The organism is Streptomyces sp. DT224, from assembly GCF_049844595.1.
GTDB lineage: Bacteria > Actinomycetota > Actinomycetes > Streptomycetales > Streptomycetaceae > Streptomyces.
Map to the genome: position 1 here is coordinate 48507 of NZ_JBNCLI010000016.1, position 14514 is coordinate 63020.

Consider the following 14514-nt stretch of genomic DNA (forward strand, 5'->3'; position numbering starts at 1 on the left):
CCCTGAACGCGCGTCGGCCCGGACCGCGAGAGCGGGCCGGGCCGACTGCACAACCGAGGAGATAACCAGCCTGTGGCCAGTTGGTCTTGCTGATTGCGGTTCCGTAGTGGAGCTCTGCGCCCGAGAGCGCAGAGAATGTTGCTGTGATGCTGAACCGCTGTACGACATGTATGCCGCGATGGGGCCTCGGTGGTGCGATGTAAAAGCTACCAGGGACGAGGGCCAGGGCGGCGCGGTTCGGCGGAAGTTACATCGTTTGGGTGAGGATGTGCAGCAGGAACCATCCGGAGAAGCCGAGCCAGCTTGCCGTGAACACCGCCCGGCCGGCCTTGGACGTGCGGGTGCGGAACAGCGCCCGGGTGTTCTCGCTGAGGGTGTCGCCCTTCTTCTTGTTGATCAGCGCCCACGTTTCGAACAGGGCGAAGAGGGCGGTCCACAGGGTCCAGACGATCCAGCTCACAGCTTGTCTCCTTCAGTGCGGTAGCGCAGGCGGCATCGGCAGTTGGCGGTCAGATACAGGGGGGCGAGCTGGTCGCCGGGGTAGCGCATGGGGTACCCGTCCACGTCGAACGGGGTGGTCACGGGCAGGGTGGTGCCGTCCACGTCGGCGTGGGCTTCGCGTACGCGGTCGTCGCCACGCGACACCCAGGTCCGCACGATGTGGGGGCCGATCGCGCCGGCGGTCGCGTCGGCCGCGCCGTTGACGGTGGCGGTGGCCGCGCTCTCGGCGATGCCCGCAGCGGTACGCGGAGCGATGTCGGAGAAGGCTGTGCGGACGAGCGCCAGGAGGTCTTCGAGGTCGTCGGTCACGTCCTGTGCCTGGCCGAGAAGCCCGCCCAGGGTGTCCAGGAAGTGGCGGGCGCCGCCCTCGCCCGCATAGACGGCGTCGAGCACCGCGGCGGTGACACGGGCTGCGGCCGACGGGGGAGGCTCGGCGGCGCCAAGGGCAGCAGCGGTTCGCTGGGACACGCCGTGCGCGATACCGGCCAGAACGTGCGCCAGAGTGCCGGAGACCTCTTCAAGCCAGCGGTCGGCGCCGATGATGCGCTGGATGTCCAGCGCCGCGTCACCGCCGCGGGTGTCTGTCGGGCCGTCGTCGCGCCAGTAGCGGGTGCCCTTGCGGGCCTTCGGGGAACGCAGCCGCGCGGTGATCACGCCCATCTGCCGGTCGAACAGCGGGGTGAGTGCGGCCGCCACCGCCTGGGCGGCCTGGTCGAAGTCGTCGTCGGTGACCTCGTAGCCGGTGCCGCCAGGCGGCAGCGCCTTGCCCTCAAGGCCGCGGGCTTCGGCAACCGCGGTAGCGGCGTCCCCGGGACTTCGCTGTTCGATCTGCCGTGCCGACTCGACGGCCGCGGCGGCTGCGCCCGGCTGTCCGCCGGGGGCGCCGTCCTCGCGTGCGGACGCGACTGCCGTCGCGCCGGGGCCCTGTGGGAGCGCGCCTGCGGGCTGGCCTCCGTCGCTGCGGGCCTGAGCGACGGCCGCCGCGGCGTCCCCGCCCTCTTGGCTGCCTGGGGGAAGCGCAGCGTTGGGGCCCATGCCGGGCGGCAGTGCCCCTCCAGGGGTGTTGGTGTCTCCGGTTCCCTGGATTCCCAGGGCGGCGGCGTCTTCCGGGCGGGCGGGAACAGGGGCCTTCTGCGGGGAGATCCACAGAGCGCGACTGTGGGCGTTGTCGTAGGCGGGCAGCCCCGTACGTCGGCGGTACTCATCGATCGAGATCAGGCCGGCTTCCCACTCTTCGCGGGCTTCCGCGCGACGCCGCCGACGGGGCAGTTCCAGTACCTCGACGCTGGAGGTGTTGAAGCGGATGTTCGCGTCCGGGTGGCGCAGGTCGCCCGCGAAAGCGTTGGAGATCATCGCGAGGTGGTCGAGCTCGGTGTGTGACCAGAAGTTGAACTCTTCCTGCTCGGCGTTGTCGAAGGTGCGGCCGGAGGCGTTGCCGAGCACGCTCTCCGGGACGCCGAAAGCGCCGAGGATTTCGATCTTGGCGTTCTGCGCGGCGTGCTCGTAGGCCATTTCTCGGGGCTTTGCCGCGAGGTCGACGTAGTTCATGCCGCCCGGCCCGGCGCCGACGACCGAGACGTGACCGGCGAACTCGCTGCCGGGCAGGAACCGGGATTCGAGCCGGTTCATCTCCTGGTCGCTGAGCGTGGTGGTGTCCACGGCAACGATGCCGCCGGGCCGGGCGTCGTTGCGGATGAAGGCGACGTTGTACAGCCGCGAGAGGTAGTCCAGCTCGACGCTGACGCCGGCGGCTTCCAGAGGGGTCATGCCGGAGAAGGGATCGGTGGGGTGGGGGTCTCTGATCCAGCGGACCCGTTCCGGGTCGAGCTCCCGGACCTCGCCGAACAGGGTGGTGAACTCGAAGTGGGCGATGTATTCGCCGCGCGGGTCGGGGACGGGGATGACCCGGTCAGGGGGAAGGAGATCGAGGCGGGTGATGGTGCCCCGGTTGGAGCGGGTCACCTCCACGAACGCGCCGGCCTTGGAGAGCAGGATCTGCGCGGACAGACGCTTGCGGAACTGGGCGCCGGTCTCGACGGGATTCGCCCGCCCGTTCAGGACCCGCAGCAGGGGATGGTCCTCGATGACCTGCTCGAACTGGCCGTCTTCGGACAGGCCCACACCGATCTCGATCGGAAGGCGGCCGGCGTGCTTTCCGATCGTCTCGATGGCCTTGTAGACCCAGATGACGCGCTCGTAGCCTTCGGTGACGACGCGGTCCAGGTCCCAGCCGTCGGCGCGCCCCTCCGTGGACCACACGTTGGAGGTACCCGCGTACGTGGTGGAGGCGTAGCCGCCGGTCCAGGTCAGCGTCTTGGTTTCGGGCTCCGGCGCCTGGAGCGGGGGAATGAGGGATCGGAGCGCTGGAAGCCACTTGCGCTTTGCCATGTCAGTCTCCCTCGCTGCTCAGGTAGGCGCCGAGCGCGACCAGGAGAGCGAACAGAACGGCCCAGGGGGTGAAGGCGAACGCAAGGCCGGCGAGCACGGTGAGACCGAGGGAGAGCGCGAGGTACCCGGCAACGAGCCGTACCAGGGGGTGCAGGGGCGGGGTGACGCGCAGAACGGTTGCACCGCCGAAGCCCAGGATCAGGCCGGCAAGGAAGAGGGTCACGAGGGGTTCGGCTGCGTACAGGGCCCCGAGCAGCCCGACCGTCCCTGAGCCGATCAGGAAGAGGCCGAGTACGTCGCGGAGGATGCGACGGCGCGGTGCCCGGTGGCCTGAGGGTGGGGGCTGCGTTGGAGGATTCACGCCGCGGACCGTAGGGGTCTGCCGCGCTTACGTCTCGGGCCTAGTCGTCCGCGAAGATCACAGTTGCCAGGCCGAGCCAGGTGGCGATTGCGGCGATGACGCCGACGATGACGGCGAGTTGCGTGGAGCCGGTCTGATGCTGGGTGACGCCAGCAGATATCCCGCCCAGGAGGACACCGAGGAGGAAGAGGGGCACTGGTGTTCCTATCGGGCCGGGCGGGAGACGCCGCTGATGTAGGAGCCGATGCCGCGGCGCTGGATGGTGCCCCCGCTCAGCAGCCGCGAGGTCGGCGGCGGGGTGGGGATCTTCCGCTTCGCCCGCTGGGACTGGTCGCCGCCGATCAGGTGCTGGTTGTCGATCTGCGCCTCACAGTCGATCCCGGCGACATCCTCGTACGGCCGCCGGCAGTTCCGGCAGTAGACCTCCAGGGCGTCCACGCGGGTCTTGGTCTCCGTCATGAAGCTGCCGCGGAAGTCTGCGATCTTGGCAATGCGCTCCTCAACCTTGATCTCGGCCGCGATGATCCAGACGTGAGCAAGGTCTTGCTCCTGCGGTTTCACGGCTACGGGCGGCGTGGGGCCGCCCTGGGGGCTCTCGAAAAGATCCGCGAAGGGCTCGAAGAAGAGCTGGTCACTCACGAACACTGGCGTCGACACAGTCCGGTTCCTCCTGGCGGCGATACAGCAGCTGCTGGCCGAGCGTCAACGGCTGGCTGCTTGTATGGACGGAGTGACCGCGATTTGCGTTACACCCGGTGCGGGTGTGCGCGGAGGGCTCGGAGATGGCCGCGTCGCTCCGAAGCCCTACCGTGTTCTGCAACGGCTCGGGCACCCCCGTTCCGTCGACGCACGAGAAGCGAGGAGCCCGATCATGGCCGAGCAGACGTCCGAGCTATCCGCTGGGCTTCAAAGAATCGTGGCGGATGAGGCAAGGCGAACTCAGCAGGACACGGAGCCCGCGCTTTACACCATCGAGTTCTTTGCGGCAGGCGCCCGTCTGGAGACCAGTCTCGCCTCCTTTAGGGCGTACGGACCGCTCCCGGTACCGGTCGTCGGCCAGCAAGTGATGGTGCACGGCGTCGACGTCACGGTGACCAATGTGTATGTCTGCTACGACGTCACAGAAGAGGATCGTGTGGCCTTCTACGCACATGTCGATGTCGTGGAGGCCGAGTAGCGAAGCCGCTGCCGCCCCGACGTACTGGCCGCCCAGTCCCTTGTATGCGTTGTGCCCCCTGAGCGACGGACTCAAGGGGCACAACTTGGTCAGGGCGAGGCCGTCAGGAGACCGGCTGCCCGCCCGTGCTCCGTCAGGGCCAGCCGTGCTCGGTCAGTGGCCCGTCGGCGTCGTTCAGGTAGGCCAGCAGCCCGGCTCCGGGGTACTCGATGATGTCGTCGGGCAGCTCGTGCACGCTGAACCATTGCAGCCGCAGGCACTTTTCCGGCTCACGGTTCACCGGTTCTCCGCTCCACTGGGTGGCCTCGAAGAAGAAGCCGATGCGTTCGACTGTTTGGCTCTGCTTGTGGTGCACCACCTGCACCAGGCGCAGGTGTTCCGGATCGACGGTGATCCCGGTTTCCTCCCAGAGTTCCCGGGCAGCTCCCACGCTCAGGGTCTCGCCCTGATCGAGTTTGCCCGAGGGCATGTGCCAGCGGCCGTGACCGTAGGGGCCTCCGCGCTGGGAGAAGAGGATCTTGTCGCCCTCGCGGAGGATGACGTGGGTGTCGATGGCCGGTTCGGCGAGTGGTGGTGTCATGGTCCCTGATGAGTGCTTGGCGACGGTGAAGCAGTCGACGCTAGCGACAATGCGGCGAGTTCGGAGGTGATTCGCTCAGCTACCTCCTTCGGGGTGGCTTCTCCGGTGTTGACGACCAGGACGTTCGGAACGCCGATCCCAGTCAGAATCTTGGCTGCTTCGGTGTAGAGGGAGACTTCGCGGTCCGGTGCGGTGGGGTCTCGGTGGAACCTGTTGCGCGGGCCGCGCGAGGCTATCCGCTCGGCGATCAGGCGGGGGTCGGCCGTCAGGATGACCGCCAGGTCGGGCCGGAGGACGTCCGCGTTCAGGTTCACGAGGAACTGCAACGGCACTCCGTCGAGCCGCTGCATGACGAGCGAGGACGCGAGGTAGCGGTCGCAGACGACGGTTTCGCCGGTGGTGAGCCAGGGCTCGATCTCGTGCTCGACGTGCTGGTAGCGGTCCGCGGCCACGAGGCACGCGAGGGCGTGCCCGCGGATGTGGGCGAAATTCTCGCTGACGAAGCGCCCGGTCTCCCTTGTGCTGGGCTCCAGGGTGCGGCGCACGGGAATCCCTTGCCCGGTCAGGGCGTCGCTCAGTGCCTGGAGCGTGGTCGACTTGCCGACGCCACTGGGCCCGTCGAGTGTGATGAAGATCCCGCGCTGGCTCATGCCGTTGCCCCCTGGATCGTCGTCTGGTTGCGTTCGTGCTGTTCGCGGGTGAGCGTGGCCAGCGTCGAGCGGACTGTGGCCAGGGGGACGTCCCCGAACTGGATGCCGACGGAGAAGTTGAACTCGTCGCGTTGGCGCATGTGTTCTGCGGCGCCGTCCTGCGTGAGGTCGACGTCTCCATAGGCGAGGAGCGCGTCCGGGCTGTGGCCGGCCTCGGTGAGGGTGGTCCAGATCGGGGTGCCGGGGTAGGGGCGGAACTCGAACACGCTGGCGCGTATGTCCCCCGGGTTGTTGTCGGCGATGGCCCAGAGGTTGCGGATGTGGGTGACGGTGTCGTTGATGTCGTCGCTGGTCTCGCCGGGGAATCCCAGGATGAAGTAGCCCTTGACGCCGATGCCGTGGGCGACGAGCCGGCGGGCGACGCGTTCGGTCATCTCGGCGTTGATCCGCTTGTCCATCGCCTTGAGGACGCTGTCGCTTCCGGACTCGATGCCGAGGGCGACCTCGCGCAGGCCGTTGGTGACGAGGCGGTCGAGCTCGCGGTCCGAGAGGCGGTCCAGGACGTTGATGCGGCCGGTGGCGTCCCAGACGTAGCGGTCCCCGATCCGTTGAGCGGTGAACGCTTCCATCTGCTCCTCGATGACGCGGCGCATCCCGAGGAAGAGGTCGTCCACGAATCGGAACGCGGTGACCCCGTACTGGTCGTGGAGCTGGTCGAGCTCACCGATGATGTTCTGCGGGTTGCGGACGCGGATCGTCAGGTCGGGGTTCGCGGACACGGCCGCTCCGCAGAACGTGCAGTTGTACGGGCACCCGCGGCTGCCGACGATGTTGGCCTCCAGGTGCCCGGCGGTGGCGGCGTGTCGGAGCAGGTCCGTTCCGCGGCTGGTGGCCAGCCGGCGGTCGGCCTCGGTGGGCGTGGCCTGGTAGGGGTCCTGCGGCAGGAAGGCGCGGTCGACGTACGGCAGGGCGTTGATGTCGGGGCCGAGGAGCTGCGGGTCGGGGCGGCCGGTGGGGATGCCCGCGGCGTGGGTGCCGAGCAGCGGGTCGCGCCACATCACGCCGGGCAGTTCGCGGCGGCGCTGTTCGTCTTCGAGGAGCGCGGCGACGCGCAGTTCGCCTTCGCCGAGGACCAGGGCCTTCAGGTTGGTCATCCGGGGGTCGGCCAGGACCCGGTCGGGCATGGCCTTGGCGTGGTGACCGCCGACCATCAGCGCGATGTCCGGGTCCAGGCCGGCCGCGATGCGGGCGGACATCTCGTAGGTCGGGGCGAGAAGGTTCATGGCCGCCCACCTCGGCCGGGCGGCGTTGACGGCCTTGACGGTCTCGGTGACGCCGAGACCGTGTGCTTCCGCGTCGAGGACGCCGACGTTGAACCCGGCCTGCTGGGCGTAGGTGGCGATGTACGCCATGCCGAGCACGGGCAGGGTGTAGTCGTTGGTCCGCGGGCGCAGGTCGTAGTCGCGCAGCGGCGCGTTCACGAAGAGGGCGTCGAGGGCCCGGTTCGGGTCGGCTCCGGAGATAAGGGGTAACGGCTGCATCGAGAGTCCTCCAGTTCAGCGGGCATGGGAGCCCCAGGTGAGCGTGGAAAGGGTCAGCGTGTGCAGGGCGGTGCGGTCGGGACCGGCCATGGCGGTCCACATCGGCCCGAACTTCTTGTCCTTTTTGCCGGGCCAGGGGTAGGAGGGGGCGATCTGCGCGGCCCAGGTGCGGACTGCGAGGTCGTCGTGCGGGTAGGTGGCGAAGTCGCCGGTGAAGTCGGTGGCCGCGGCCGCCGCAGTCCAGGGGCCGATGCGGGGAACGGCTGTCAGCGCGGATGCGAGGCTGTCGGCGCCCATCTGCTGCCAGCGAGGCCCGTCCGTGAGGTAGTGCTCTGCTGCGGCCTTCAGCGCGGAACGGTGGAAGCGGGCTCCGATGGCGTCGAACTGGTCGTCCTTCAGGGCCAAGACCTGCTCGGCTGACGGGGCAATGGACAGTTCGCCGTTCGGGCCGGGTACTCGTGTTCCGTACTCGGCGCACCACGCGCGGTAGAGCTTGCGGGCCTGTCCGGCGCGTACGACCTGACGCAGGATCGCGGTGGTGATGGCGTCCCACAGCCACGGATTGGCCAGGCGCCGGCTTTGGCCGAGGCTGGCGAGTCCGAGGTGCAGGGTGGCCGGGACGGTGTCGGGCAGGGTGCGGGGGTCGGTGGTGACGAGGCGCGGCTTGACGTCTTCCAAGCCGGAGAAGCACTGCATGTTCATCCCGTCCGGGCCCCACCGCAGCGTCCAGATGCCGGTGCTTGTGCGCACGGCTCGCGCGCGGTCTCCGTCTTCCGCCTCGATCCACGCCGGGTGGTCGGTCGTCAGTACGCTCATGGGTGCGCTCCCTGCATCGTGCGACGTTCGTGTCCTCGTAGCCTCTCGCGCTCCGGGGTGAGGCTGGGCGGGTGAGCTGAGCCGGCGCCGGTAAGCATCCGGCCGTGAGGATGGAGTGAATGTGGGTTGTGCGACCCGGCGCGGGGCCATCGTGCGGATGCACGAGTTGGTGGTGCCCCCCGCGCCGGGAGTCTGTGGGCCATCAGTCGCTCCGGGCCTGGCCGGACCCATTTCTCATCACGGTTGTCTTACACGGGTGGATGAGCACGTACCCGCTGGACTCCAGCGCGCTCTTAGCGATGGTCACCGCGTCCACGGACACCTTGAAGAGGTCGGCGAGTCGGGCGGAGCTGGGTAACGTGCTGCCCGGCGGGTACCACCGGGGCTTCGCGATCATGCTGAGTACCCCGTCGTAGACCAACCGTGCGGCGGTGCCCGGTTCTGGAATGTCCGTAAACCGGCGTGGATACGTCATGCTTCCGCCCTCAAGCCGCTGGGAGTCATGGGGTGTAGCCGTCCCGGGGCGCGTGCACGAAGAGGAGGTCAGCGGGCATGGGAGCCCCTTCCTGGGCCTTCGGGAGGGTGGGGCACGTAGGTGCCGACGCCCCGCGTGTAGACCAGCAGCCCCTCGTTGTGCAGGGGCGCGAGCGCGCTGAGCAGCACGCTTCTGGACACGCCGAACTCCGCGGTCAGCGCGTTGGAGATTGGCTGGCCGGGCTTGATCACACCGTTCGCTATGCGCTTCCGCACGATCGCGCCCAGGCGCGCAGCAGTCGGCCTCTGGGCGGGTCGGCCATTTGCGCTCGGCTCGGAGACGCGGCTGCCAGTCTCATTGACCGGGGGCCGGCACTTCCCCTGTACCGTCACGCCGCTCTGACGGATGACGACACGTCCCTCGTACGCCAGGGACTCCATCGCGTTGGACACGACGCTCGGCGAGACGCCGTAGCGCTGGCGCAGCTCCATGTAGGACGGGAGCCGGGTACCCGGGGGGTATTTCTCCGTGTCCGCGAGCATGCCGACCAGAGCGTCGTAGACCGCGCGCCCGCGGGTGCCCGGCTGCGGAGGTCGCGGGGTCTTGGGCAGGGTCATGCCGCCGTCCTCAGCTCGTCGGGGGTGATGGGGGTGCAGGCGTGAAGCCGCACGATCACGCGGAACGCGATCGTGGCGCGGATCAGGTGGTGGTCGTACGGGAGTGCGTGACGGCCGCATGGCTCCCGGGTCACGGGGTCGTGGACCAGGCCGTGCACCCCCCACGGCGTCACCTGCTCCGCCAGGGCCAGGGCCGGGGCGCCCCGCAGGTGCTTGCAGCCGATCTCCTCGGTCAGGGCCTCGATCGCGCAGGCACGGTGCACGGGCGGGGAAGCGGTCTCCGCACCGTCGTGGAGGGGCGTGCCCTCGGCGACGAGGAAGAGGCGCCGGCCGTTCCACAGATCGGCTGCCTCACGGCCGGTGTCTGCGCCGCAGACCTGGCAGCCGAGGCGGTCCATCACCTCGCGCTGCCGCTGCGGGTGGACACCCGCCGGATTCGCGTACCCGCGGCCCCGCGCTGAGCCCTGGCGCAGCAGCAGCGCACCTCTGACGCGGTCCTGCTCGGTTTCGTCGGTGTAGGCGAGCCGGCCTCCGCGCAGCCACGTCAGCGCACGGTCGGGTCGCTCCTCGCTCCACGGCGCGATGTAGGGCATCCGCCGACGGCCCTGGTAGAACTGCTCAACGTCGGCTTCTACGAGTTCGACCATCACGCCCCCCGCGCTTCTGCTGTGCTGGCGGCCGGCTTGATCGCGACGCCCGCGTACGCCCCGGATGCGTGCCACATCTCCTCGGGGAGTGGGCTGTCCGCCCGCCACCGTGCGGTGGGCATGAGGCCCGGCTCCAGCAACGGCCAGCCGCCGGCGTACTCCCGGATGACTTCCTTGTCGCGGGGGAGGTAGGTGAGGGTGGCCTTGTCCCTGACGAGGGCGGTGAGTTTGGATGGCCTGGTGGGGCCAAGGTCGCAGGCGTGGGTGATCGACAGGGCGCTGCCGGGTGGCGCCCACTCCCGCAGGATGCGCATCGACCTCATGGCGTCGGCATCGGAAAGCCAGGGCAGCACGTCGTGCGCGAGGATGGCGACAGGCCGGTCCAGGTCGAGCGCCCCGCTCACCTGCTCGGAGCGCAGCAGGGTGTCCGTGCGGGCAAGGTCGCCTTGCACGATCCGAGTGACAGTCGCGTTCTCCTGCCGCATCCGCCGGTGAGCGACGACACGCGGATCGATGTCAACGTAAACGACTCGGGGTACGGGGATGAGCGCCAGCGCCGTCTCGTCCACGTCGCGGACGTGCGGCCGGGGCGAGGGGTAGCCGCATCCGAGGTCGAGGAACTGCGTGAAGCCCTCGTGGGCCAGGCGCGTGACCACCGCGGTGTTGTGTTCCAGATTGATCATGGCGGCCTGGCGCAGGCGTTCGAAGCCGTCCTTGGACAGGTCGGCGAACACCGCCCTGTCCGAGGCGTAACAGTCCGAACCGCCCAGCAGCCGGTCGTACAGTCGTGCGCTGGCGGCATGGTGTGCCCAGTCCTCGGGCGGGCGCGGCACCTGTGTGGCCGGGGCCCATGCGGTGCCGTAGCACCGCTGGTTGTGCTGGTACTCGGTGTCGGTGCTCATGCTTGGCCTCCCGAGGGTGTGGTCGGTTGTGCTGCTGCGGCGGTTCGGCGGGCAACGGCTGCGGCCAGGGACTGAGCCTCGTCCGCGGTGAGTGCGCCGAAGACGACTTGGTTCGGGAGGTGGCAGTTGTCGCATCCGGGCTGCGCCTCGATGAGCACAGCGAGTTTCGGCAGGCGCATCAACTTGCCTGCGAGTTTGTCGAGACCGGACCAGGTGGAGATATCGATATGGGCGGGCCGGTCGGAGGGTCCGCGGAGCAGCTTCCACAGGGTCAGCGCGTCTTTGGCGTTGAGCGCGAGGGGTTGGAGCGCGTAGTCGTCATCGACGGCTGCCCGGACCTCGATGCCGGCCTCGTTGAGGGCGAGGGTCAGAGCGAGTGCGGCGCGCTCCACGGCGTTCATTCCGGACTTGATCAGGGCGGTGAGCAGGCGTACGGCGCCGGCCGTTGGGAGAGTGATGTCCCATCCAAGGCGCGTGCCGGCGGACCGCTCGCACTTCCACGTCATGATGCCGTTGTCGGCGAGGGTGTTCTTCACATCGCCTCGGGCCCATGCCCATGCGTCCGGCCGGTCGTCGTCGGCCGCAGGCACACCCTCGACGCGGACTCGGGCGCCACCACCGCTGTGCTGCTGCACGAAGTGCCCCCCGGCCGGCCCGAGGACACCAAGGGCCACGTCCAGCTGCCGCGCGGCGAACTCGGCGACAGCAGCGAAACCGGTCTCGTTGCTCAGGTGAGGGAGAGCGTGCATGCCCATCAGGCGCTCACCCCGTCTGCGAGTGCGACGCCGGCGTACGGGCAAGCCGCGCCGGAGGGGGTGGTCGCGGCGGTGACGACGGCCTCGACGGCGACCCAGCCCAGTTCCCGGACGGCGTGCCGCGCCACGACGTACCGTGCGTCGGGGGAGTCGTAGAGGACCAGGGCGTCGTCGTCCTCGGCCAGGCTTGGCTGTCCCGTGCGGGAGTACCGGGTGCCGCGGACACCGATCTGCTCGGCGACCCGGGCCCGCAGCCGGACATGACCGTCCCGCAGCCACGGACAGCCCGCCGTCACCCTGTCCGCGCACGGCTCGCACGAGGGCGGGATGGTGGTCTGCACGCCCTCCCACGTCGTGCCCTCGGCCGGAGGCCCGGCCAGCAGCGGCATCAGCCACAGCATCCCGTCGGCGTTCCGGCTCGCGGGACCTCCGCACGTCGCGCAGAGCAGATTCCGCATCGCCTCGCGCTGACGGGCCGGGTGCAGCAGCGCGTAGATACGAGGTCCGGTCTGCTGGCCGCCGCATGCCTCCCACAGCACGTCGTCGTCATCCCTGTGTCGCTGATCCACGCGGGGATCGACGTAGAAGACGCCTCCCGGGGTGATCATCAGCGGCTCGGGCAAGGTGATCTCGCCCGCCCACGGAATGATGTACGGCGCTCTGGTGGTGGTCACGGTGCTGTCCCTGATGGTCGGTGACGGTCACGGAACTGGAGGTGGGGATCGGGGCCGGCCGCATACCCCCCACGGATCGCGGCCGGGGCGCGCAAGCGCGCCGCTCCCGGGCGCCTTCTGGCCGGGACACACTCGCTATGCGGCCCAGGCAAAAGGCAGGATTCCCGGACGCCCCCGGGTCTGATGGCACGGCCCCTCGGAGCGTGCGGGTCGGTCAGCTGGCCATGACGCTGGCGTTCTTCTGCTCACGCTGGACGGACCGGTACGCAACCGCGAGGGCGTCGTTGACGGTGCCGAGCTGCCGCTCGCCGTGAACGGCCTCCGCCTCCCGGTCAGGCCCGAAGCGCTTCCAGTACTGGCGCACGCACTTGGTGCGCATCAGGAGGTCGGCGTAGAAGCGCATCTGGGGGGTCGAGTCCACGCCCAGCCGATGCCGGAGCGAGTGCGTGCCCAGCGCCAGGTTGGCACTCATCAGCGTCGCGTACTCCTCGGCGCTCAGGTCGTCCGGCTTCCACGCCTCGGCCAGCTCGGGGTTGGTCATGATCCGCTCCAGCCACCGCTCCTGGCGGTTGGCCGCCGCGAGGTCGAGGCGCTGCCGGTGGTGCCGGTCACGCTGGACAAGATGGGCGCCGGCCAGGGCGGTGAGAGCGAGCAGGGCCATGCGTTCGAACTTCATGTGGTGCCTTTCGGGGCAGCGGTCAAGTGCGGAGGCTGTAGGGACAGTTGCTGAAGCCAGGCCGACGGCAGGAAGGCGACGAACGCGAGCCATTCAGCAAGTCGGCGCAGCAGGTGCTCGTAGGCGGAGCTGCTGGCCGGTATGGCCTGTCGGTTGGTCGTGAGAATCCCGTGCACGAAGCCGCGGCTGATGGCCTGGCAGGCAGCGCCCAGCTCCGGCCGCTCCGCGTTGCCGGGCGGCCTGGTGCTGGCGGCGGGGTACTCCGTGTACGGAACGCGGTAGACGTGCCAGTTGCGGGTTCTGGCGAATTCTGCGAGGTAGGCGTGGGCGGCCTCCACGTCGACTCCCGGCTCCGCCAGAACGTACGTGGCGACGCGCACCTGCCGGCTCTCCGGGACAGCGGCCAGGGCGCTCGTGAGGTAGCCCCGACGAAGGTTCGCGAGGCGGGCCTCGTCGGTCTGTCGCAGCCGGGGCTGACCGTAGTCCGGCCAACCGTCCGCGATCTCATCGGGCGGAACAGTCTCGAACACAGGATTCTCCAGTACGGGCCCCTGGTACCGGGGCCGAGGCGGCAGCCCGGCACCAGGGGGTCAGCCCGTGCTCGCCGGCATCCGGGGGGACGGGTGGGTCGGCGAGCACGGAGTCAATGGGCGGAACCGAGATGAGCGGCGATCTCGCGGTGCGGGGCCGGCTCTGGCCGGGCCTGCATCAGCACCTGCCGCAGCGGATCGACTGGGACTAGGCGGTCGCTCCTCGGCGGGCGCAGCCAGTACGGCCCCGGAGGCGCGTCCCGGTTCAGCGGGGGCAGGGTGAGGATGTGCGGAGCACCGAGGCACACCGCGTACGAGTGCCACGCCCAGCGCCGGCGCGTGCCCGGCGGGACCAGCCAGTACAGCCACCCGGCAGGGTCCTGGATGACCGGCCCGCACCCGCCCTGCTGCACGTCCATCCGCTCCAGCGCCTCAGCGGCCCCGTCGGCGCCGGTGATGACGACCTCGAACAGCCCGCCACCCAGCCGCAAGCGCGTCTGCCGGTGCGCCTGGACGTTCAGCAGGGCTCGCAGTCGGGCGGCGAGGTCCGCCATGTCGGCGGCCGGCTGTCGGTCAGGTCCGGCCGCCGCGTCCAGGCGCTCGGTGATTTCGGCGGCCGTCGGCATCTCGGCGACTGCCGACGGGAGGGTGAGGATGGTCATGGTGCCACCGGACCCGGGCGCAGGGTGGCGCGTACGGTCTTGCCGCCGCCCTCACGGTCGGCAGGGAAGTACGTGATGGTCGCGCCGCACCGCTGTGCTTCCCACAGGCCGCGCCCCAGTTCTCCCCCAATCGCTCGGTCGAACTCGGGGAACTTCGGGTTTGGGTCATCGACCTCAACCAGAAGCTCGTCGCCGTCAGCGACGGTGAGTCGCACCTCGAATGTCTGTGTGTCCGGAGTGACCCCGTGTTCCAGAGCGTTGCGCACCAAGACGTACAGAACGTTCACGGCATCATGCTGGCTGCCGGGCCAGCCCAGTACGGTGAGTCGGGTCCGACCGTCGATACGGGCCACCGCCAGTGCGCTGTAGTCGGCTGGTAGTGCGAAGCGCGTCTCACGTAGGACGGGAACGAGTTCCATCATGAGGTCCTTCGAGCAGGGACGAGCGCCGCGCTGGCGCCGGGGGAGGCGAGCTTCGTGGCTTGGTGGGGCACGAACTCCTCGCGCAACTAGGCTGCTACACAGGGGAATTAGGATTCAACGGAATCCCCGCAGAATCCTCC

Annotated in this window: 20 protein-coding genes; 2 read left to right on the forward strand and 18 right to left on the reverse strand. The window is 69.4% G+C overall.

The window, feature by feature from the left end; all coding sequences use genetic code 11:
* Positions 1–247: 247 nt before the first annotated feature.
* From ACLQ2N_RS32590 to ACLQ2N_RS32610, 5 genes are read right to left on the reverse strand one after another with little or no spacing between them, the layout of a single operon-like run.
* Positions 248–460, reverse strand: coding sequence for a hypothetical protein (locus tag ACLQ2N_RS32590; protein WP_425818808.1), 213 nt, complete (start codon positions 458–460; stop codon positions 248–250).
* The gene (locus tag ACLQ2N_RS32595; protein ID WP_425818810.1) at positions 457–2889 is read right to left on the reverse strand and encodes a phage portal protein; all 2433 of its coding nucleotides are present in this window, start codon (positions 2887–2889) and stop codon (positions 457–459) included. Before ACLQ2N_RS32595 ends, ACLQ2N_RS32590 begins: the two co-directional genes overlap by 4 nt.
* A 1-nt stretch (position 2890) precedes the next feature.
* On the reverse strand, positions 2891–3250 hold the full coding sequence (locus tag ACLQ2N_RS32600) for a hypothetical protein (RefSeq protein ID WP_425818812.1): 360 nt from the start codon (positions 3248–3250) through the stop codon (positions 2891–2893).
* A gap of 40 nt (positions 3251–3290) precedes the next feature.
* Positions 3291–3446, reverse strand: coding sequence for a hypothetical protein (locus ACLQ2N_RS32605; RefSeq protein ID WP_425818814.1), 156 nt, complete (start codon positions 3444–3446; stop codon positions 3291–3293).
* An 8-nt stretch (positions 3447–3454) separates the two neighbouring features.
* Positions 3455–3907 (reverse strand): hypothetical protein, encoded by a 453-nt coding sequence (locus ACLQ2N_RS32610; protein WP_425818816.1) that lies wholly within the window; start codon positions 3905–3907, stop codon positions 3455–3457.
* 214 nt (positions 3908–4121) lie between these two features.
* On the opposite strand from ACLQ2N_RS32610, the gene ACLQ2N_RS32615 reads away from it, so the two are divergent.
* Positions 4122–4427 (forward strand): hypothetical protein, encoded by a 306-nt coding sequence (locus ACLQ2N_RS32615; RefSeq protein WP_425818818.1) that lies wholly within the window; start codon positions 4122–4124, stop codon positions 4425–4427.
* Positions 4428–4560: 133 nt separating this feature from the next.
* Here ACLQ2N_RS32615 and ACLQ2N_RS32620 read toward each other — a convergent pair whose 3' ends face one another.
* Genes ACLQ2N_RS32620 through ACLQ2N_RS32635 form a run of 4 tightly spaced genes read right to left on the reverse strand, consistent with a single transcriptional unit; the run spans position 4561 to position 8014 of the window.
* A complete protein-coding gene (locus ACLQ2N_RS32620; RefSeq protein ID WP_425818820.1) occupies positions 4561–5007 on the reverse strand; it encodes an NUDIX hydrolase in 447 nt (148 codons plus the stop codon).
* Positions 5004–5657: a dTMP kinase gene (tmk, locus tag ACLQ2N_RS32625; protein ID WP_425818822.1), complete on the reverse strand. Its 654-nt coding sequence runs from the start codon at positions 5655–5657 to the stop codon at positions 5004–5006. Before tmk ends, ACLQ2N_RS32620 begins: the two co-directional genes overlap by 4 nt.
* Entirely contained in the window at positions 5654–7198 is a 1545-nt protein-coding gene (locus tag ACLQ2N_RS32630) for a B12-binding domain-containing radical SAM protein (protein ID WP_425818824.1), read from the reverse strand. The genes tmk and ACLQ2N_RS32630 overlap by 4 nt, the downstream gene beginning before the upstream one ends.
* Positions 7199–7213: 15 nt before the next feature.
* On the reverse strand, positions 7214–8014 hold the full coding sequence (locus ACLQ2N_RS32635) for a hypothetical protein (RefSeq protein WP_425818826.1): 801 nt from the start codon (positions 8012–8014) through the stop codon (positions 7214–7216).
* A 260-nt stretch (positions 8015–8274) separates the two neighbouring features.
* Between ACLQ2N_RS32635 and ACLQ2N_RS32640 the strand changes: the two genes are divergently transcribed.
* Positions 8275–8430, forward strand: a complete 156-nt coding sequence (locus tag ACLQ2N_RS32640) for a hypothetical protein (RefSeq protein ID WP_425818828.1) — start codon at positions 8275–8277, stop codon at positions 8428–8430.
* Between the two features lie 127 nt (positions 8431–8557).
* On the opposite strand, the gene ACLQ2N_RS32645 is transcribed toward ACLQ2N_RS32640, so the two are convergent.
* From ACLQ2N_RS32645 to ACLQ2N_RS32685, 9 genes are all read right to left on the reverse strand, one after another.
* The gene (locus tag ACLQ2N_RS32645; protein WP_425818830.1) at positions 8558–9106 is read right to left on the reverse strand and encodes a GntR family transcriptional regulator; all 549 of its coding nucleotides are present in this window, start codon (positions 9104–9106) and stop codon (positions 8558–8560) included.
* On the reverse strand, positions 9103–9753 hold the full coding sequence (locus ACLQ2N_RS32650; protein WP_425818832.1) for a hypothetical protein: 651 nt from the start codon (positions 9751–9753) through the stop codon (positions 9103–9105). The genes ACLQ2N_RS32645 and ACLQ2N_RS32650 overlap by 4 nt, the downstream gene beginning before the upstream one ends.
* Complete coding sequence (locus tag ACLQ2N_RS32655) at positions 9753–10655, reverse strand: SAM-dependent methyltransferase (RefSeq protein WP_425818834.1); 903 nt, start codon at positions 10653–10655, stop codon at positions 9753–9755. The genes ACLQ2N_RS32650 and ACLQ2N_RS32655 overlap by 1 nt, the downstream gene beginning before the upstream one ends.
* Positions 10652–11404, reverse strand: a complete 753-nt coding sequence (locus tag ACLQ2N_RS32660; RefSeq protein ID WP_425818836.1) for a hypothetical protein — start codon at positions 11402–11404, stop codon at positions 10652–10654. The genes ACLQ2N_RS32655 and ACLQ2N_RS32660 overlap by 4 nt, the downstream gene beginning before the upstream one ends.
* A 5-nt stretch (positions 11405–11409) precedes the next feature.
* The gene (locus tag ACLQ2N_RS32665; protein WP_425818838.1) at positions 11410–12084 is read right to left on the reverse strand and encodes a hypothetical protein; all 675 of its coding nucleotides are present in this window, start codon (positions 12082–12084) and stop codon (positions 11410–11412) included.
* Between the two features lie 214 nt (positions 12085–12298).
* Positions 12299–12760, reverse strand: coding sequence for a DUF6082 family protein (locus tag ACLQ2N_RS32670; protein WP_425818840.1), 462 nt, complete (start codon positions 12758–12760; stop codon positions 12299–12301).
* Positions 12757–13290 carry a hypothetical protein gene (locus ACLQ2N_RS32675; RefSeq protein ID WP_425818842.1) on the reverse strand — a complete coding sequence of 178 codons (534 nt, stop codon included), beginning with the start codon at positions 13288–13290 and terminating at the stop codon, positions 12757–12759. Before ACLQ2N_RS32675 ends, ACLQ2N_RS32670 begins: the two co-directional genes overlap by 4 nt.
* Before the next feature lie 113 nt (positions 13291–13403).
* Positions 13404–13952, reverse strand: coding sequence for a hypothetical protein (locus ACLQ2N_RS32680; RefSeq protein WP_425818844.1), 549 nt, complete (start codon positions 13950–13952; stop codon positions 13404–13406).
* Positions 13949–14374, reverse strand: a complete 426-nt coding sequence (locus tag ACLQ2N_RS32685; RefSeq protein ID WP_425818846.1) for an ATP-binding protein — start codon at positions 14372–14374, stop codon at positions 13949–13951. Before ACLQ2N_RS32685 ends, ACLQ2N_RS32680 begins: the two co-directional genes overlap by 4 nt.
* Positions 14375–14514 lie beyond the last annotated feature (140 nt).

Excerpts from the sequence above, each read along its gene's own strand:
- ACLQ2N_RS32595 (WP_425818810.1), bottom strand. The coding sequence starts at position 2,889 with ATGGCAAAGCGCAAGTGGCTTCCAGCGCTCCGATCCCTCATTCCCCCG.
- ACLQ2N_RS32615 (WP_425818818.1), top strand. The coding sequence starts at position 4,122 with ATGGCCGAGCAGACGTCCGAGCTATCCGCTGGGCTTCAAAGAATCGTG.
- ACLQ2N_RS32620 (WP_425818820.1), bottom strand. The coding sequence starts at position 5,007 with ATGACACCACCACTCGCCGAACCGGCCATCGACACCCACGTCATCCTC.
- tmk (WP_425818822.1), bottom strand. The coding sequence starts at position 5,657 with ATGAGCCAGCGCGGGATCTTCATCACACTCGACGGGCCCAGTGGCGTC.
- ACLQ2N_RS32630 (WP_425818824.1), bottom strand. The coding sequence starts at position 7,198 with ATGCAGCCGTTACCCCTTATCTCCGGAGCCGACCCGAACCGGGCCCTC.
- ACLQ2N_RS32635 (WP_425818826.1), bottom strand. The coding sequence starts at position 8,014 with ATGAGCGTACTGACGACCGACCACCCGGCGTGGATCGAGGCGGAAGAC.
- ACLQ2N_RS32640 (WP_425818828.1), top strand. The coding sequence starts at position 8,275 with ATGAGCACGTACCCGCTGGACTCCAGCGCGCTCTTAGCGATGGTCACC.
- ACLQ2N_RS32645 (WP_425818830.1), bottom strand. The coding sequence starts at position 9,106 with ATGACCCTGCCCAAGACCCCGCGACCTCCGCAGCCGGGCACCCGCGGG.
- ACLQ2N_RS32650 (WP_425818832.1), bottom strand. The coding sequence starts at position 9,753 with ATGGTCGAACTCGTAGAAGCCGACGTTGAGCAGTTCTACCAGGGCCGT.
- ACLQ2N_RS32655 (WP_425818834.1), bottom strand. The coding sequence starts at position 10,655 with ATGAGCACCGACACCGAGTACCAGCACAACCAGCGGTGCTACGGCACC.
- ACLQ2N_RS32660 (WP_425818836.1), bottom strand. The coding sequence starts at position 11,404 with ATGCACGCTCTCCCTCACCTGAGCAACGAGACCGGTTTCGCTGCTGTC.
- ACLQ2N_RS32670 (WP_425818840.1), bottom strand. The coding sequence starts at position 12,760 with ATGAAGTTCGAACGCATGGCCCTGCTCGCTCTCACCGCCCTGGCCGGC.
- ACLQ2N_RS32680 (WP_425818844.1), bottom strand. The coding sequence starts at position 13,952 with ATGACCATCCTCACCCTCCCGTCGGCAGTCGCCGAGATGCCGACGGCC.
- ACLQ2N_RS32685 (WP_425818846.1), bottom strand. The coding sequence starts at position 14,374 with ATGATGGAACTCGTTCCCGTCCTACGTGAGACGCGCTTCGCACTACCA.